This is a genomic window from Streptomyces sp. NPDC051684 (assembly GCF_044453445.1).
Classification (GTDB): domain Bacteria; phylum Actinomycetota; class Actinomycetes; order Streptomycetales; family Streptomycetaceae; genus Streptomyces.
The window spans coordinates 155378-173368 of the sequence record NZ_JBITCS010000012.1 but is presented as its reverse complement, the minus strand read 5'-3'; the positions used below and the strand labels follow the sequence as shown (position 1 = coordinate 173368).

The 17991-nt window shown below is 72.1% G+C and carries 15 protein-coding genes; 8 read left to right on the top strand and 7 right to left on the bottom strand.

What is annotated here, in order from left to right; translation table 11 throughout:
- Positions 1 to 89: 89 nt before the first annotated feature.
- Genes ACIA8D_RS17095 through ACIA8D_RS17085 form a run of 3 tightly spaced genes read left to right on the top strand, consistent with a single transcriptional unit; the run spans position 90 to position 5939 of the window.
- Entirely contained in the window at positions 90 to 887 is a 798-nt protein-coding gene (locus ACIA8D_RS17095) for a DUF2118 domain-containing protein (protein WP_399232837.1), read from the top strand.
- Positions 884 to 3115, top strand: coding sequence for an NHLP family bacteriocin export ABC transporter peptidase/permease/ATPase subunit (locus tag ACIA8D_RS17090; RefSeq protein WP_399232834.1), 2232 nt, complete (start codon positions 884 to 886; stop codon positions 3113 to 3115). Before ACIA8D_RS17095 ends, ACIA8D_RS17090 begins: the two co-directional genes overlap by 4 nt.
- 1 nt (position 3116) lies before the next feature.
- Entirely contained in the window at positions 3117 to 5939 is a 2823-nt protein-coding gene (locus ACIA8D_RS17085) for an NHLP bacteriocin export ABC transporter permease/ATPase subunit (RefSeq protein WP_399232833.1), read from the top strand.
- A gap of 20 nt (positions 5940 to 5959) precedes the next feature.
- On the opposite strand, the gene ACIA8D_RS17080 is transcribed toward ACIA8D_RS17085, so the two are convergent.
- The 4 genes from ACIA8D_RS17080 to ACIA8D_RS17065 all read right to left on the bottom strand — a co-directional run bounded on the left by ACIA8D_RS17080 (position 5960) and on the right by ACIA8D_RS17065 (position 9179).
- Positions 5960 to 6577, bottom strand: a complete 618-nt coding sequence (locus ACIA8D_RS17080; protein WP_399232831.1) for a DNA-binding response regulator — start codon at positions 6575 to 6577, stop codon at positions 5960 to 5962.
- A gap of 253 nt (positions 6578 to 6830) precedes the next feature.
- Complete coding sequence (locus tag ACIA8D_RS17075) at positions 6831 to 7967, bottom strand: sensor histidine kinase (RefSeq protein ID WP_399232829.1); 1137 nt, start codon at positions 7965 to 7967, stop codon at positions 6831 to 6833.
- A gap of 38 nt (positions 7968 to 8005) precedes the next feature.
- A complete protein-coding gene (locus ACIA8D_RS17070) occupies positions 8006 to 8461 on the bottom strand; it encodes a hypothetical protein (protein WP_399232826.1) in 456 nt (151 codons plus the stop codon).
- A 19-nt stretch (positions 8462 to 8480) separates the two neighbouring features.
- The gene (locus ACIA8D_RS17065) at positions 8481 to 9179 is read right to left on the bottom strand and encodes a GntR family transcriptional regulator (protein WP_399232825.1); all 699 of its coding nucleotides are present in this window, start codon (positions 9177 to 9179) and stop codon (positions 8481 to 8483) included.
- Positions 9180 to 9341: 162 nt separating this feature from the next.
- On the opposite strand from ACIA8D_RS17065, the gene ACIA8D_RS17060 reads away from it, so the two are divergent.
- The 5 genes from ACIA8D_RS17060 to ACIA8D_RS17040 all read left to right on the top strand — a co-directional run bounded on the left by ACIA8D_RS17060 (position 9342) and on the right by ACIA8D_RS17040 (position 15700).
- The gene (locus ACIA8D_RS17060) at positions 9342 to 10694 is read left to right on the top strand and encodes an MFS transporter (protein ID WP_399232823.1); all 1353 of its coding nucleotides are present in this window, start codon (positions 9342 to 9344) and stop codon (positions 10692 to 10694) included.
- A complete protein-coding gene (locus tag ACIA8D_RS17055; protein WP_399232821.1) occupies positions 10691 to 11884 on the top strand; it encodes a GAF domain-containing protein in 1194 nt (397 codons plus the stop codon). Before ACIA8D_RS17060 ends, ACIA8D_RS17055 begins: the two co-directional genes overlap by 4 nt.
- Positions 11885 to 11901: 17 nt before the next feature.
- Complete coding sequence (locus ACIA8D_RS17050; RefSeq protein WP_399232819.1) at positions 11902 to 12807, top strand: polysaccharide deacetylase; 906 nt, start codon at positions 11902 to 11904, stop codon at positions 12805 to 12807.
- Positions 12808 to 12938: 131 nt separating this feature from the next.
- On the top strand, positions 12939 to 14264 hold the full coding sequence (locus ACIA8D_RS17045; protein ID WP_399232817.1) for a purine-cytosine permease family protein: 1326 nt from the start codon (positions 12939 to 12941) through the stop codon (positions 14262 to 14264).
- Positions 14261 to 15700 (top strand): amidase, encoded by a 1440-nt coding sequence (locus ACIA8D_RS17040; RefSeq protein ID WP_399232815.1) that lies wholly within the window; start codon positions 14261 to 14263, stop codon positions 15698 to 15700. Before ACIA8D_RS17045 ends, ACIA8D_RS17040 begins: the two co-directional genes overlap by 4 nt.
- A 9-nt stretch (positions 15701 to 15709) precedes the next feature.
- Here the strand turns inward: ACIA8D_RS17040 and ACIA8D_RS17035 are convergent, their stop codons facing one another.
- The 3 genes from ACIA8D_RS17035 to ACIA8D_RS17025 form a co-directional block, all read right to left on the bottom strand.
- Positions 15710 to 16051 (bottom strand): hypothetical protein, encoded by a 342-nt coding sequence (locus ACIA8D_RS17035; RefSeq protein WP_399232813.1) that lies wholly within the window; start codon positions 16049 to 16051, stop codon positions 15710 to 15712.
- Complete coding sequence (locus tag ACIA8D_RS17030; RefSeq protein WP_399232812.1) at positions 15982 to 17463, bottom strand: RNA-guided endonuclease InsQ/TnpB family protein; 1482 nt, start codon at positions 17461 to 17463, stop codon at positions 15982 to 15984. The genes ACIA8D_RS17035 and ACIA8D_RS17030 overlap by 70 nt, the downstream gene beginning before the upstream one ends.
- A 180-nt stretch (positions 17464 to 17643) precedes the next feature.
- A complete protein-coding gene (locus ACIA8D_RS17025; RefSeq protein ID WP_399232810.1) occupies positions 17644 to 17850 on the bottom strand; it encodes a hypothetical protein in 207 nt (68 codons plus the stop codon).
- Between the last annotated feature and the right edge of the window lie 141 nt (positions 17851 to 17991).

Genomic DNA, 17991 nt, shown 5'->3' with positions numbered 1-17991 from the left:
GGGACTCCGTGTCCCGGGGCTTTCGGGGCGTCCGGGTCCGGGAATTCTCAGTCCCGCCCGGCATGGAAGCTAGGTAAGGGAAAGTCTCCGTGCAGTTCCGCCAACAGGCCCTGTCCAAACTGCAGTCGCCGGAGGAGCTCGACCTGCCGGTGCGCCTCGCGCGGCCGCAGGGTCTGCTCGTACTCGCCGTCACCGTCGTCGTGATGGTCGCCGCCGGCGTCTGGGCCGTCACCGGTTCGGTGTCGTCGACGCTCAAGGCGAACGGCATCCTCACGTACGCGCAGGGCAGCTATGTCCTGCAGACCCCCGTCACCGGGCAGGTCACCGGCCTGTACGTGAAGGAGGGCCAGCGGGTGCGCGCGGGCGCGCCGCTCCTCAAGGTGCAGACCGCGCAGGGCAACCGCGCCGTGCGGGCCATCGACGCCGGCCGGGTCACGGCGCTCGTCGCGCGGATCGGCTCGGTCGTCACGACCGGCTCCGACGTGGCGACGGTGGAGAAGACCGGCTCGGCGCACGATCCGCTGCTCGCGATGCTGTACGTGCCCGCCACCAGCGCGGGCAACGTGGACGCGGGCGCCGACGTCGACCTGAACGTGCCGCAGGCGCAGCAGTACGGCGTGCTGCGCGGGACGGTCAAGGCCGTCGGCCGCGCCGCCGAGACGAAGCGGCAGGTCACCGACTTCATCGGGGACAGCACGCTGGCGGGCGAGTTCACGAAGGGCGGGGCCCGGGTCCCGGTCCTGGTGCGGCTCAAGGAGGCGGACACCAAGTCCGGGTACGCCTGGTCCTCCGACGGCGGGCCGCCCTATCCGCTCGCCTCCATGACCCTCGCCTCCGGCTCCGTGCACCTCGCCGATCAGCGTCCGATGGATTGGCTGAAGCCGTGACCACGACCTCCCTGCCGCCCGCGGGACACCGCCCGGACCGCCGCCGCGCGCGCCCCGCTCCCCCGCCGGCCAAGCGCCGCAAGAAGGTGCGCACGCCCACGGTCCTCCAGATGGAGGCCGTCGAGTGCGGCGCCGCGGCGCTCGCGATGATCCTGGCGCACCACGGCCGGCACATCCCGCTGGAGGAGCTGCGCATCGCGTGCGGCGTCTCGCGGGACGGCTCGCGCGCCTCCAACCTGCTCAAGGCGGCCCGCAGTTACGGCATGACCGCCAAGGGCATGCAGATGGAGCCGACCGCGCTCGCCGAGGTGCAGGGCCCGGCGATCCTGTTCTGGGAGTTCAACCACTACGTCGTCTACGAGGGGATGACGCGGCGCTTCGGGCGGCGCGGCGTGTCCATCAACGACCCCGACAAGGGCCGCCGCTTCGTGCCGATGGAGGACTTCGACACGAGCTTCACGGGTGTTGTCCTCGTCCTGGAGCCGGGCGACGACTTCCGCACGGGAGGCCGCAAGCCGGGCATCATGACGGCCCTGCCCGCACGCCTGCGCGGCACCACCGGCACGATGCTCGTCGCGCTGCTCGCGAGCCTGCTGCTCGTCGGCGTGGGCGCGGCGGTGCCCGCGCTCAGCAAGACGTACATCGACCTGTTCCTCATCGGCGACCAGACCTCGCTGCTCGGCGCGCTGTTCGCGTCGATGGGCGCCATGGTGGCGCTGACCGCCCTCCTGACCTGGCTGCAACAGGCGAACCTGCTGCGCGGCCGCATCATCTCCTCGACGCTGAGCAGCGCCCGCTTCTTCGGGCATCTGCTGCGCCTGCCCGTCACGTTCTTCTCGCAGCGCAGCCCGGCCGACCTGGTGCAGCGCCTCCAGTCGAACGACGCGGTCGCCGAGACCCTGGCCCGCGACCTGACGTCGGCGGGCGTCGACGGGATCGTGGTGCTGCTGTACGCGGTGCTGCTGTACTCCTACGACCCGCAGCTCACGGCGGTCGGCGTCGGGATCGCGCTGCTGAACGTCGTGGCGATGCGCGTGGTCGTACGGCTGCGGGCGACGGGTACGCAGAAGCTGCGCGCGGACACGGCGCGGCTGACCAACACCTCGTACACGGGCCTGCAGCTCATCGAGACGATGAAGGCGACCGGCGGCGAGAACGGCTACTTCCGGCGGTGGGCGGGCCAGCACGCGACGACCCTGGAGGAGCAGCAGAAGCTGGGGGTGCCGAGCGCGTGGCTCGGCGTCGTCGCGCCCACCCTCGCGACCCTCAACAGCGCGCTCATCCTGTGGATCGGAGGCATGCGGGCGGTCGAGGGGCATTTGTCGGTGGGTCTCCTTGTCGCCTTTCAGGCGCTCGTGACCCGCTTCACCGCGCCGCTGACCCGCCTCAACGGTGTCGCGGGCCGCATCCAGGACTTCGCCGCCGACGTGGCCCGCCTGAAGGACGTGGAGAACTTCCCCGTCGACCAGCTGTACGCGCGCCCCGAGCAGGTGCAGAGCACCCGCCGGCTGCGCGGGCACATCGAGCTGGACGGCATCACGTTCGGCTACAGCCCGCTCGACAAGCCGCTCCTGTCCGGCTTCTCGCTGACCGTGGGACCCGGTCAGCAGGTCGCGCTCGTCGGCGGCTCCGGCAGCGGCAAGTCCACGGTCTCCCGCCTGATCTCCGGCCTGTACGCGCCGTGGGAGGGCGTCATCCGCATCGACGACCGGCGCCTGGACGACATCCCGCGCGGTGCGCTCGCGGCCTCCGTCTCCTTCGTCGACCAGGACGTGTTCCTCTTCGAGGGCACGGTCCGCGACAACGTCGCGCTGTGGGACCCGTCGATCTCCGACGAGGCCGTGGAGGAGGCGCTGCGCGACGCCTGCCTGTACGACGTGGTGGCGCGCCGCCCCGGTGGTGTGCGCGGCCGGGTCGAGCAGGACGGCAGGAACTTCTCCGGCGGCCAGCGCCAGCGCCTGGAGATCGCACGGGCACTGGTACGGCGCCCGTCGATCCTCGTGCTCGACGAGGTGACCAGCGCCCTCGACGCCGAGACCGAGCAGACGGTCATGGACAACATCCGGCGACGCGGTTGCGCCTGCGTCGTGATCGCGCACCGTCTCAGTACCGTGCGCGACAGCGACGAGATCGTGGTCCTCGACCACGGCCAGGTCGTCGAGCGCGGCCGCCACGAGCACCTGGTGCGGGCCGGCGGGCCGTACGCGGACCTGGTCAAGGAGCACTGACATGACCGACCTGCAAGCGGAGTTCACCTCCTCCGACCAAGTCGTGGCGGCCTTCGGCGGCCTCGGCGCCCCCGTCGACTGCACCGACCTGCGCAGCCTGCCGCTGGAGGGCCCGCACGTGCTGTGGCTCGTCGCGGGCGGCGCGCTCGACCTGTTCGCCGTCGACGTGCAGAGCCAGGGCCACTGGCACTTCCTCGGCCGCCTGGAGCCGGGCACGCTGCTGCTCGGCCCGGTCGAGGGCACCCAGCACACCCTCGTGGGGCGGCCGCTCAGCGGCTGCCAGGTGCGCCGCATCCCGCTGCGCGAGCTTCCGTACGCGCCGCCCGCCTACGACGGCTCGTACGGCTGGAGCCTCCTTGAGGAGGCCTTCGCGCTCGGCGTCGGCCGCGGGCAGAAAATCCTTTTCGAGGCGCCGCTCGACGGGCGCACGGTCGGCGCGCACGACGTGCAGGGCGACTCCCTCGTCACCGACGACGACGTACTGTGGCCCCAACTGGCGCCCGGCAGCGTGCAGTACGGGTCCGCCTACGCGGCGGACGCGGCGGCCGATCTGCTGGTCGACACAGGCCTGTGGCAGCGCATGGTAAACCAGCAGTGGCGGCTCCTTTCCACGCTCGACCGCTGGATCGAGCAGCTCGAGAGCGCCCACGAGGACCGCGCGGCGGCCGGTATCCGTGCGGGCGAGGCCGTCCGCGAGCAGGCCGACCGCACGCTGCTCGCGTCCATGGGCACCAAGCGCGGCCGGGTGCGCTCCGCCGACGCGGGCGCCGACGCCACGTACGCCGCCTGCAAGATCGTCGCGGACGCGGCCGGCATCCGGCTCGTCGACCCCGACCACGTGGGCGCGGTCAGCGACCGCCTCGACCCGGTCGAACAACTCGCCACGGCCTCCCGGCTTCGTACCCGCCCGGTGCGCCTCGCCGGCGACTGGTGGCGCCGCGACGCGGGCCCGCTGGTCGGCTACCGGGTCTCGTCCGGCGCCCCGGTCGCGCTGCTGTACCGGCGCGGCGGCTACGAGACCGTGAACCCGGCGGGCGACCGGCGGGTGCGGGTCGACGAGGACAACGCGGAGGACTTCGAAGAGCGGGCGATCATGCTGTACCGCCCGCTCCCCGACGGCGGTCTGACGCCGCTCGGGCTGATGCGCTTCAGCATGCAGTCGATGACGACGGACATCCGCAGGCTGCTGCTGGCTGGCCTGGTCACGGTGGGCCTCGGCGCGCTCGTCCCCGTCGCGACCGGCCAGGTCCTCGGCACCTTCGTCCCCAACGCGCAGACGAGCCTCATCACGCAGGTGTCGTTGGCGGTGGTGGTCACCAGCGTCGTGACGGCGGCGTTCATGCTGCTGCAGAACCTCACGGTGCTGCGCATCGAGGGCAGAGTGGAGAGCGTCCTCCAACCGGCGGTCTGGGACCGGCTGCTGCGGCTACCGACCCGCTTCTTCGCCTCCCGTTCGACGGGCGAGCTGGCGAGCGCGGCGATGGGCATCAGTTCCATCAGGCGCCTGCTCTCGGGCGTCGGACCGATCGTCGTGCAGTCAACGACGGTCGGCGCGATGAACCTCGTGATGCTGCTGCTCTACAGCGTCCCGCTGGCGATGGCGGCGCTCGGCATGCTGGTCCTCGTCGCGGCGATCTTCCTCACCCTCGGGCTGCTCGAACTGCGCTGGCAGCGCCGCCTGGTCAAGCTCGGCAACAAGCTCAACAACCAGGCGTTCCAGACGCTGCGCGGGCTGCCGAAGCTGCGCGTCGCGGGCGCGGAGAGCTTCGCGTACGCGGCGTGGGCGAAGGAGTTCGCGCGCACCCGGGAGCTGCAACGCAGGGCGGGCCGCATCAAGAACGCGACGTCGGTCCTCAACTCGGTCTATCTGCCGCTGTGTTCGCTCGTGATGTTCATGCTGCTCGCGGGTCCGGCCCGCGGCAGCATGTCGGCGGCGTCGTTCCTCACCTTCAACACGTCGGTGACGATGCTTCTGACGTCGGTGACGCAGCTGACCGGCGCGCTGATCTCGGCGGCCGCGGTGCTGCCCATGTTCGAGCAGATCAAGCCGGTGCTCGACGAGAAGCCCGAGGTCCGCGAGGCGGCGACGCAGCCGGGTGAGCTGACCGGCGCCCTGGAGGCCCGCGGCGTCTCCTTCCGCTACACCGACGACGGACCGCTGGTTCTCGACGACGTGAACCTGCGGATCGAGCCCGGGGAGTTCGTGGCGGTGGTCGGCGAGAGCGGCTGCGGCAAATCCACGCTCCTGCGCCTGCTGATCGGATTCGACGTCCCGGCCCACGGCAGCGTCCTGTACGACGGCCAGGACCTGTCGGCGCTCGACCAGGCGGCCGTGCGGCGCCAGTGCGGGGTCGTCCTGCAGAACGCCCAGCCGCTGAGCGGGTCGATCCTCGACTGCATCTGCGGCGCCGAGTCCTTCACGCAGGAGGAGGCGATGGCGGCGGCCGAGATGGCGGGCCTCGCCGAGGACATCAAGCGGATGCCGATGGGGCTGCACACGATGATCTCGGGCGGCGGCGCGGTCTCCGGTGGTCAGCGTCAGCGTCTGATGATCGCGCAGGCGCTGATCCGGCGGCCGCGCATTCTGTTCTTCGACGAGGCGACGAGTGCGCTGGACAATGAGACGCAGCGGATCGTGATCGACAGCACGAAGGCCCTCCGGGCGTCGCGGGTCGTCATCGCGCATCGGTTGTCGACGGTCATGGACGCGGATCGGGTGGTCGTGATGTCGGCGGGGCGGGTCGTTCAGCAGGGGTCGCCTGCGGAGTTGTTGGCGGATACGGGTGGGCGGTTGCACGAGTTGGTGCGGCGGCAGATGGCCTAGGGCTTGTCGTGGCCCGTGCGCTAGAGCCAGCCGCGTTCGTCGGCCGTGCGCAGGGCCTCCATGCGGTTGCGGGTACCGGTCTTGGCGATGACCGAGGAGAGGTAGTTGCGCACGGTGCCCTCCGACAGGTGCAGGGCCGCCGCGATGTCGGCGACCGCGCCGCCCGCACGGGCCGCCTCCAGGACGTCGCGTTCGCGCGCGGTCAGCGGGGAGTCGCCCGCCGCCAGAGTGGCCGCGGCGAGCTCCGGGTCGACGACGCGTTCGCCGCGCAGCACGCGGCGGACCGCGTCCGCGAGGGCCTCCGGCGGTGCGTCCTTGACGACGAAGCCGACCGCGCCCGCGGCCATCGCGCGGCGCAGATAGCCAGCACGGCCGAAGGTCGTAAGGATGACGACGCGGCACTCGGGCAGCCCGTCCCGCAGCTGCGCCGCCGCGGTGATCCCGTCCGTGCCCGGCATCTCGATGTCGAGCAGGGCGACGTGGGGCCGGTGGGCGCGCGCCGCGGCGAGCACCTTGTCGCCGCTGTCGACAGCCGCGACGACCTCGAAGTCCTCCTCCAGGTCGAGCAGCGCGGACAGGGCGCCGCGGATCAGGTCCTGGTCGTCGGCGAGCAGCAGCCTGATCGGGGCGGTCGTCATGCGGGGTCCTTCTGTCGCGGGGGCGGGCCGTGACGGGGGCGGGCCGTCACCGGGGCGGGCTGTCACCGGGCCGGGCTGTCGTGCGGGCAGGCCTTCGCCATGACGGGCCGTCGCGGGGCGGGCCTTCGCGGGGCGGGCCTTCGCCATGTCGGGCCTTCGCCATGTCGGGAGGCTCGCTGGCGGGGGCTTTGTCATTGGGGCGTCGCGGTGAGCCCCCGTCGCAGCGGGCCGCTCCGAGGTGCCCGGCCGTGCGTCAGGCATCGGAGCGCGGGTCGTCGGTAGGTCGTCCCGGGTGCACCGTCACCCGCAGGCACCAGCCGCCCGGGCGTGCCGGGCCCGTCGTCACCGTGGCGCCCGCGGCGGCGGCCCGTTCGCGCAGGCCGGTGAGGCCGTTGCCCGCAGGGGCGGTGGCGCCGTGGCCGTCGTCGTGGATCTCGATCGACGTCGGCGTCAGGGAGACCGCGCAGTGGCTCGCGCGGGCATGGCGGACGACGTTGGTCAGGCCCTCGCGCAGGGCCCAGCCGAAGAGTTCCTGGTGGGCGGGGTCGACGGCCTCGGTCGTCGCGGGCAGATCCGCGGTGATCGCGGACGCGCGCAGGAGCTCGCGGCCGCGGGCGAGTTCACCGGCGAGCGTGACCTCGCGGTAGCCGGACACCGCGGCCCGTACGTCGGCGAGGGCCTGCCGGGACAACTGCTCGACCTCAGTGATCTCGTCGACGGCCCGCTCCGAGTCGGCCGCGGCCAGCTTGCGGGCGAGGCCGCTCTTGACGGTGATGACGGTGAGCGAGTGGCCGAGCAGGTCGTGCAGGTCGCGGGCGATCCGGTCCCGCTCACCCTGCCGGGCGAGCCGGGTGACCTCGGCGCGGGCCTCGACGAGCGCGCGGTGGGACGTGGCGATCTCCCCGAAGGCGTACACGGTCAGCGCCGTGAAGACGAGGGCGACGGCCTCCATCCAGGCCGGGCCGGTGTGCCAGGGCCGCACGGCCCACGGCACGAGGAGGGCGGCGAAGGCGCCCGCGCAGATCAGGGCGGCGGCGTGGCGGCGCCAGCGCAGCGCGGCGAAGGAGACGATCACGGTGCACAGGAAGAACGCGAACTCGTGGGCGAAGGGCAGCGAAGCGAGGAAGAGGGCAGTGAGGACGACGAACGGCAGGGTGCGGCGCCGCCCTTGGCCGCGCTCGGCGTCGATCGTCCCGAGGGCGTAACAGACGCAGAACGCGACCACGAGCCCGAGGCCGACGAGGCGGCCTGTGCCGGTGCTGTACTGGGCGACGCCGACCGCGGCGATGGCCGGATAGGCGAGCATGCCCGCAGCGAGCCCGATCCGCCGCCAGCCGTGGGACCAGCGCTGCGGATCGCGGCTCACCGCCGGTGTGCCCCGCGTCTCCATGGCGGGCACGCTAACACCGCGCTCGGCCTGCGGAGCCGTCATGCGGGCTGGAACAGGGAACGGATCGCGCGGCCGTTGAGGGCGACGACGACGGCGAGCAGGAGCAGTCCGCACACGCTCTGCTCGACGCGCAGCCAGACGGGGAAGACCCCGGGCAGCACCACGATGACGACGATGGCCACCGTCATCACGGCGGTGACGATGCGCAGTCGCCGGTAGGCGCCGATCGAGCCGCGCGCGGCACCTGCGGCGAAGCGGTAGGTGAGCAGGGCGCTCGCGACGACGATCACGGTGCGCACCCACACGGCGTCGTCGACGACGGCGGGGTGGTGGCGCAGCAGGACCACGGCCACCAGGGTCGCGGCGCTGAGCGCGAGATACGAGGCGACCAGCCGCTTGACGGGGCGGAGGGCCTGACGAGTGTGTGCTGCCGAGGTGTCCATGCACGTCATGGTCGGCGCGCGGCCCGTCCCGGCGGCAGTGAGCTGGTCCACGTCCCGACCATGACTTTTGTCAGGGGTTCGGGCCGGCGCCGCTGGCCTCCTCCCGCCCGCCCGGCACCTCCGCGCCGAACAGCACCCTCATCGCCACCTCCCGGTAGTGGCGGACGTGGCTCAGGGCGCGGGTCGCCGCCAGGTCCGCGTCGTGGGCCGCGATGGCCTCGTACAGGGACTGGTGTTCCTCCCACACCGCGTGCGGGTCGTCGACCTGTTGGAAGAGCCAGCGCATGCGGCCTTCCAGGGGCTCGAGGGTGCTGGCGAGCAGGGTGTTGCCCGCGATCTCCACGATGTGGTGGTGGAAGGCCGTGTTCGCGCGGGAGATGCGGGCCGGTTTTCCGGTGCGGGTGGCCCGCTCCGCGCTGGTCAACAGCCGTCCAAGCGCGGCGATCTGCGGCTTCTGCGCCCGCTCCGTGGCGCGCCGTACGGCGAGCACCTCAAGCGCCTCGCGCAGGTCGAAGAGGTCGAGCACGTCCTGGAACGAGAGCTGCTTGACGACGATCTTGCGGGCCGAGGCCGCCTCCAGGAAGCCCTCGCTGAGCAGCACCCTGATGGCCTCGCGCACCGGGATCCGGGACACCCCGAACCCCTCGGCGACCTCCCGCTCCAACAAGCGGTCCCCCGGCCGCAGTTGACCGGAGATGATCCGGTCCCTGATGCCCTCGCAGACCTGGTCGCGCAGCCAGCCCGCCTCGCCGGCCCCCGCCTGTGCCATGTTTCCTCCCCGTCAATTGCCGCTCACGGTATACCAACGCCTTGACGGACGACGGTCCGATCCCCATTCTTTGGTATGCCATAGCTCGTGCACTGCACGTCACAAGCGTGCCCACCTGTCCGGACCGTGGACCTCGAAGGTCCCGTCAACAGAGGGTTTGCCATGCCGTCAGCCAATCCGCCGCAGGTCGCCGCCGCGACCGCCGAGGGCGCGAGAACCACCAAGTCCCCTTCCGCTCCGTCCGCTTCACCCAGTCGCACCCGCTGGAAGGTGTTCCTGCTCCTCCTCGGCATCGTCACGCTCAACTACATCGACCGCGGCTCCGTGTCCGTGGCGCTGCCTCTGATCACCCAGGACCTCCACCTGTCGAAGGAGGTCACCGGCTTCGTCCTCAGCGCGTTCTTCTGGACGTACGCGCTGATGCAGATCCCCGGCGGCCGGTTGATCGACCGGTTCGGGCCGCGCCGAATGGCCGGCGGCGCCTGCGTCGGCTGGGGTCTCGCGACCGGTGCCACGGCGGCCGCCACCGGCGTCGGCTCGCTGCTCGCGGCCCGGCTCGCGCTCGGCGCGGTCGAGGCCCCGGTGATGCCGGCCGGCGGCAAGCTCAACGCGCACTGGCTGCCCGCGAAGGAGCGCGGGCGCGGCGCGGTGCTCATGGACGGCGGCGCCCCGCTCGGCTCCGCGCTCGGCGGCATCGCCATCTCCGGTCTGATCGCCTGGACGGGCAGCTGGCGGATCAGCTTCGTCGTCGCGGGCACGGTGACCGTGGCCGTCGGCGTGCTTGCCCTGCGGTACCTGCGCGACACCCCGCGCGAACACGCGGGCGTGAACGAGGCCGAGGCGGCGTACATCGAGCGGGAGCACGCCGCCGAGGACGCGGCGGCGCCGGGCGAGGACCGGCGCGCGAAGCTGCGCGACTACGTCAAGTACCGCTCGTTCTGGGGCATGTGCCTGGGCTGGATGGGCTTCAACGGCGTCTTCTACGGGCTGCTCACCTGGGGCCCGCTGTACCTGTCCGAGACGAAGGGTTTCGACATCAAGTCCATCGGCTGGTCCACGCTCGTCATCTTCGGCGCCGGCTTCGTCGGCGAGCTGATCGGCGGCTGGCTCGCCGACCACTGGCGCTCGCGCGGCACCGCCGCCAACACCGTCCTGCGCACCCTGATGGGCATCGCGGGCACGGCCGTGACGGCAGGCCTGCTCGGCGTCGTCCTGGTCCCCGACGCGATGACGGCGGTCGCGCTGCTCTCCGTCGTGCTGTTCTTCCTGCGCTGGGCGGGCCTGTACTGGGCGCTGCCCTCCACGCTCGGCGGTCGCGCCAACGCGGGCGTGGTCGGCGCCGCCATGAACCTGTCCGGCAACATCGCCGGGATCGTCACGCCCATCGCCGTCGGCTTCATCGTCGGCGGCACCGGCTCCTACACCTGGGCGCTGCTCTACTTCGTCGGCGCGGCACTGCTGTTCACCGCCGCGTCCCTGGTCATCGACTACTCAAGGAGGCTTGCCGTCCGATGAGCGACTCATCGACCGAGAACCGCCTGTCGAGCGAGAACCGTCCGCTGCGCGTGGGCATGCTCACGCCGTCCTCCAACACCTGCCTCGAACCGGTCACGTACGGGCTCCTCCAGGGCGCTCCGGGGCTCGCCACCGCGCACTTCGCGCGGGTGCCGGTCACCCGGATCGCGCTCGACACCGGCAGCGACGCCCAGTTCGCGCCCGAGCCGATGCTGGCCGCGGCCCGGCAGCTCGCCGACGCCAAGGTCGACGTCCTCGTGTGGAACGGGACGTCGGGGTCCTGGCTCGGCATCGAGCGGGACCGGGCGCTTGCCGCCGCGCTCACCGCCGAGACCGGCATCCCTGCGACCACGTCGACCCTCGCGCTGCTCGACGCCTGCGCCGCCTACGGGGTGACCCGCCTCGGCCTCGCCCTGCCGTACACCGGCGACGTCGCCGACGCGATCGTGTCGACGTACGCGAAGGGGGGCCTGGAGTGCGTGCTCGCGGAGCCCTTCGGGGAGCACGACAACGAGGCCTTCGCCCGGATCCCGCCCGCCGACGTGGCCCGCCAGATCGAGGCGGCGGCCACCGACGGGGCGCAGGCCGTCGCCGTGGTGTGCACGAACGTGTACGGCGCCTTGGAGGCCGAGCGCCTCGAACGGGCCCTGGGAATCCCGGTGTTCGACTCGGTCAGCGCGACGCTGTGGCGGGCGCTCGACCTCGCCGGGGCGCGCCCTTCGTGGTCCGGGCACGGGCAGCTGCTGCGCGACGGCAGCCTGCGCGCCGACGTCCAGCGCACGTTGGAGCGGCTCCTGAAGGCCACCGGCGCCGACCGCACGACGTTCCGCGTCGACCTGCCCGGACACGACCTGCACGTCGATCTCACCGCGGGCGAGGCGCTGGCCCCCGGCATCCGTTCCATCCGCCGCGACGCCTCCCTCGACCAGCGCCGTCTGCACACCGTCGAGTGGCTGGAGGCCGAGCGCCGCGCACTGGTGCAGCCGCACTTCCGCGAGGCGCCGCACCCGCCAGAGGCGCTGAAGGACGTGTACGGCGTGCGCGCCCAGATGCTCTCGCCCGTCCAGGCCGGTGACGCGCTGACCGGCTGGATCTCCGTGCACAGCACGCGCGAGCGCGACTGGACGGACGCCGACCGGCAGGCGCTCGCGGCGGCCACCGCCGAACTCACCGCACGAACCCCCCGCTAGCAAGGAGCAGTTCACCCATGGCCAAGGACATCCAGATCGCCCTCGGGGTCGACGTCGACGCGGTCGCCGGCTGGCTCGGCTCGTACGGGGGCCAGGACTCCCCCAACGACATCCAGCGCGGCGTCTTCGCCGGCGAGATCGGCACCCCGCGCCTGCTCAAGCTCTTCGAGCGCTACGGGATCCGCACCTCCTGGTTCATCCCCGGCCACTCCATCGAGACGTTCCCCGAGCAGACCCGGATGGTCGTGGAGGCCGGCCACGAGATAGGCGCGCACGGCTACTCGCACGAGAACCCCATCGAGATGTCGCCGCAGCAGGAGGAGGACGTCCTCGCCAAGTCCGTCGAGCTGATCGAGCAGTTCACGGGCCGGAGCCCCAAGGGCTACGTGGCGCCCTGGTGGGAGATGTCGGAGTCGACGGCCGCGCTGCTGCACAAGTACGGCTTCTCCTACGACCATTCGCAGAACTACCGGGACTTCACCCCGTTCTACGCCCGCGTCGGCGACTCCTGGACGAAGATCGACTACACGGGTGCGGCCGAGGACTGGATGAAGCCGCTGGTGCACGGCCACGAGGTGGACCTCGTCGAGTTCTGCGGCAACTGGTACGTCGACGACCTGCCGCCCATGCTGTTCAACAAGCACGCCCACAACAGCCACGGCTACGTCTCGCCGCGCGCCCTGGAGCAGGACTGGCGCGACCAGTTCGACTGGGTGCACCGGGAGTTGGACTACGCCGTCCTGCCGATCACCCTGCACCCGGACGTCTCGGGCCGCCCCAACGTCCTGCTGATGCTGGAGCGCTTCATCGAGTACGTCTCCGGCCACGAGGGTGTCTCGTTCGTGACACTGGAGGACGCGGCCGACACCTTCCGGCGCCGCTTCCCGTTCGACGGCACGGAGCGCCCTGCCGACATGCGCTGATCCTTTACACCGCGGCAACGCAGGGCGCGCCAGGGGAAACCCGGGGCGCCCTCCCGCGTAACAAGCGGCTTCTACCTTCACTCGCGTTTGCGGTATACCAACCGGTCCCCGGCACCCCCTCGGAGGGGCACATGGCCAGCGCAGAAGAGTACGAACACGCACCCGTTCCACCCACCACCCGCAAGAGCCTGCCGGCCGTCGCCGCCGTCTGGTTCGGGTTCCCGATGAACCTCGGCAACGCCGTATTCGGCGGCGTGATCGTCTACAACCTGGGCCTCCTCGACGGCCTGCTCGCGATCCTCGTCGGCAACCTCGTCCTGTTCGGCTACGTCGGCGCCCTCAGCCACTACGCGGGCCGCACCGGCGAGAACTTCGCGCTCCAGGCCGCCGACACCTTCGGGCGCCGCGGCAGGCTCGCCGCGGCCGGGCTGCTCGCCACCGTCGTCATCGGCTGGTTCAGCTTCCAGGTCGGCCTCACCGGCACGACCCTCCAGGACACGCTCGGCTGGGCCCCGATGTGGGGCGCCCTCCTTGGCTGCGCGGTCTACACCCTGCTCACCGTCGCCGGGATCCGCGCCCTCGCGCTCGTCGGCGCGGTCGCCACGCCCCTGTTCGTGGTCCTCGCGACGGTCGCCATCGGCTACGGCGCGGGCCACACCTCCGCCTCCGACGCCCTCACCTATCAGGGCACGGGCGGCGCCCTCGGGTTCGGCGGTGCCGTCGCCATCGTCATCGCCGGGTTCGCCGACTCCGGCACCATGACCGCCGACTTCACCCGCTGGTCCAGGAACGGGCGCAGCGCGGTGGCCGCCACGGCGTTCGCCTTCCCGTTCGCCAACTTCGTCGCCTACGCGCTCGGCGGCGTCGTCGTGGCGATCGGCGGGTCCGCCGATCCCGCGGCCGACGGCGGCGGCTTCCTGCCGCTGCTGACCGGGCACGGCCCGCTGCTCACCGCGCTCGCGGTGCTGTTCGTCTTCGTCAACCTCGGCTCCGTCGCCGCGCACTGCCTCTACAACGGCGCCGTCGGCTGGGCGGCGCTCACCCCCGCCCGGATGCGTCCGCTCGCGCTCGGGCTCGGCGTCGTCGGGCTGCTGTTCGCGCTCAGCGGGGTGTGGGGCCACTTCGTGGACTGGCTGAATCTGCTGGGTGTGTTCGTGCCGCCCATCGGCGCCGTGCTCATCACCGACCAGTACCTGCGCCGCAAGGGCCGGGCGCCGGTCGCCCGCGACTACCGGTGGGGCGCGCTCGGCGCGTGGGCGGCCGGGGCCCTGGTCGCGGGCCTCGCGCACTTCTTCCTGCCCGGGTCCGTCGATCCGCTGTTCGGCATGGCGGTCGCCGCGGCCGTCCTGCTGCTCGTCGAGCGCCGCACGCCGCGCGCGGCCGCCGCCGGGCCCGCCGTCGACGCACCCCGTCCCGCCACCGTCCCCACCGGAACCACAGAAGGGCGCCACCCGTGAGCCCCACCGACACCGGCGAGCTGTGCCGCCTGTCCGCCACCGAGACCGTCGCGCTGATCCGCGCGCGGGAGCTGTCCCCCGTCGAGGTCACGGACGCGGTGCTCGACCGGATCGACGCCGTGGACGGGCGGTTGGGCGCCTTCTGCACGCCCACGCCCGACCTGGCCCGCGCCGCCGCCCGGCGGATCGCGGACGACATCGCCGCGGGCCGCGACCCGGGCCCGCTGGCCGGGGTCCCGCTCGGCGTCAAGGACCTGATCTCCACCAAGGGCATCCGGACGACCTCCGGCTCGCACGCGTACGCGGACTTCGTGCCGGACGAGGACGACATCGTGGTGGAGCGGTCGGGGGCGGCGGGCGCCGTCGTCCTCGGCAAGACCAACGCCACCGAGTTCGGCTACAGCGCGAACGGGCACAACCCGCTGTTCCCGGTGACGCGCAACCCCTGGGACCTCGAACGGACGCCGGGCGGCTCAAGTGCCGGTTCGGCGGCGGCCGTCGCGGCGGGTCTCGGTCCCGTGGCGCTCGGCAGCGACGGCGGCGGCTCGGTCCGCATCCCGGCGGCGCTGTGCGGCATCTTCGGGTTCAAGGCGTCGATGGGGCGGGTGCCGGTGTATCCGGGGTGCCGCGACGAGCGCTATCCGGGGGTGTCGGGCTGGGAGTCGATCGAGCACATCGGCCCGCTGACCCGCACCGTCGCCGACGCCGCGCTCATGCTCTCGGTGCTCGCCGGGCCCGACCCGCGCGACCGGCACTCGATCCCGTGCGCGGACGTGGCCTGGACCCGGCGCCGCCCGGCAGGGCCGCTGCGCATCGCCTACAGCCCGGATCTGGGCCGGGTCGCCGTCGACCCCGACGTGCGCCGGGTGGCGGACGACGCGGCGAAGGTCTTCGAGAAGGGCCTGGGCGCCGAGGTCGACCGGATCGACCTCCAACTCCCCGATTTCAGCGAGGCGTTCGGGGCGATCATCGCCGCGGAGACCGATCTGACGGGCATGCGGGAGCTGGCCGACCGGCTCGGTCCCGCCATGTCCCCGCACCTGGCGGCGCTCGTGCGCACGCCGTGGACGGCCGAGCAGTTCACCGACGCCAACCTGATGCGCAAGGCGGTGGTGAACCGGGTCGCCCGGCTGATGGCGACGTACGACCTGGTCCTCACGCCGACCACCTCCGTCGCCGCGTTCCCCGTCGGGGTGCCGGGCCCGGAGCTGATCGACGGACGGGTGGTGCCCACGGACCACTGGACGTCGTTCACCCCGATCGCCAACCTCACGGGCCTGCCCGCCGCCTCACTACCGGCGGGCCGCACGCAGGGCGGGCTCCCGGTCGGCGTGCAGCTGATCGGCCGGCACCTCGCGGACGGCGCGCTCCTGGACGTGTGCGCGGCCTACGAGGAGGCGGCGCCGTGGCGGGACGCGTGGCCGACGGCCGTGTGACCCCAGGCGTCAGCGCACGTCCCCGTACTCGCTCAACACCCTTTTCGGTGCCAGCGCGTTGACATAGTGCGCGGGGCCGTGGTCGTCGAAGGAGTACTTGAACGGGAGCGTCCGCGTCAGGGCCAGGCGCGCCGCGAAGAAGGCGAGCGGGGCCACCACCGCCAGGCCCGCGAGGCTGTCCATCTGGGGGTACGGAAGGGCGGGTTCCACCCGCTCGATCCAGCCCTCCTCGCGGGCGCGGCCGGGGATCGCGCCCAGGCGGCGCAGCCTGCGCAGGGGGTTCACGCCGGTGAGGAGGTCGCCGGGGAAGGCGGCCGCCTCCGCCGCCGCGTCGGCCGCCGCCGTGAACACCGCGTCGACCGCGCGGCGCGGCCTGCGGAAGTGGAACTCGCGGCCGAACGCCTCGTAGGGGCCGACGGGACGCGGCGGCAGCGCGGGCACCACGTCGCGGTCGTAGATTTGACATGCTCCTCGGGCTGAAGCCCGAGGATTCTGGCCGTCCCTACCGAATGCTGTGCCCCTCCGGGGCACGGTTTTCGGTGTGGGATTCCGTGGCTTCCTGTTTCTTCGCACCGTGCCGCTGCCCCGATGGTGCTGGGGGGGGTGGTCTTACCGGTGCTCCGCAGGCTCGAACCACCTTGTCCGGCGGCTTTGATGTTCTTCGCGGCGTTGATGTCGCGATCGTGCAGGGTGTCGCAGACGGGGCACGTCCACTCCCGGACGTGCAGCGGCTTGGGGCCATCTCGGCGCCCGCAGGCCGAACAGGTCTGGCTGGTGGGAACGTACCGGCCGATCTGCACGAACGTGCGCCCGTACCGCTCGGCTTTGTACCGGAGCATGTTCACGAACATCGACCAGCCCGCGTCGTGCACGCTCTTGGCCACCCTGGTGCGCGCGAGCCCGGCCACTGACAGGTTCTCCACGACCACCGTTTGGTTCTCACGGATGATCCGGGTGGACAGCTGGTGGCAGAACTCCTTGCGCGCATCGGCGACGGCGGCGTGGGCGCGGGCGACCTTCACTCTCGCTTTCTCGCGGTTCTTCGATCCCTTCTGCTTGCGCGACAGTTCGCGCTGGGCCTTCTTCAGCTTCTTCTCCGCGCGGCGAAGGAACCCGGGGGAGTCGATCTTCGTGCCGTCGTCCAGGACCGCGAAGTGTGTGAGGCCGAGGTCGATGCCGACACTGCTGTCGGGGTCGGCGTGGGGCAGGCATGCGGCATCGGCGACCGGGTCGGTGTCGATGACGAAGCTCGCGAAGTACCTCCCGGCCGCGTCCTTGATGACGGTGACCGAGGACGGCACCGCCGGCACAGACCGTGACCACTTGACCTTGACAGGGCCGATCTTGGGCAGGACCAGCTTCCCGCTCCCGGTGATCTTCCAGCGGGCGTTCGCGGTGAACCGGATCGCCTGCCGGGCGTCCTTGCGCGAGCGGAAGGACGGCTCACCCATCCTGGGACCCATGCGCTCGCCCTTGAGGGAAGCGAAGAAGTTGCCGTAGGCGTCGTCGGCGTCCCGCAACGCCTGCTGGAGGACGACGGCGGAGACCTCATCGAGCCAGGACCGCTCGGGGCACTGCTTCGCCCAGGTGATCAGCCAGGCCGACAGGACCTTCGAGGTGGGGTAGGGCTCGCCCGCCGCCCGGGCGGCGCGCCGGGCGGCCACGGCGTCGTTGAACACGACGCGCGCACATCCGAACGCCCTTGCCAGCGCGGAGCGTTGATCGGGCTCCGGGTAGAGGCGAAAGGCGTACCGAAGCTGCATACCGACGAGCGTACGAGCCTCATTCATCCACGGCTATGAGGAACGTATGTTTCCGAGTTCACCGTGTTTCGCAGAACCTCGGGCCCGGCTCCACCGGAACACCGCCGCGCCGCTGCGCGGCACCAGCCCTGAAAACGGCAGCACCCCGCTCCGCGGGGCACGACACTGCGACGCTCCGCGTCACGATCGAAGACTTGCTTCACCACCGGGCTGAAGCCCGATGCACTGCAATTGGATTTCGGTAGCGCAGGAGGCCTTGTCCTCCCGCAGCAGGCGCGGCAGTTCCGGATGGACGGGAAAGGTGGTCCTGCCCGGCTCGACGAACATGGCGTCCTTGAGGGGGCGCAGGTCGGCGAAGGCGGGTCCGTGCACGATCGCGTGGCGCATGGCACCTCCCGGATGACGGGCTGTGCAGCACACCATCGGGGCCTGCCGCCGTCAAGGCGTCGTCGATCGGCCACGCGCGGGTTCTGCGGGTGGGGCGGGTGTGGGGCGGGCGACGCGCGGTGCGGGCCCGGCCCGTGCCGC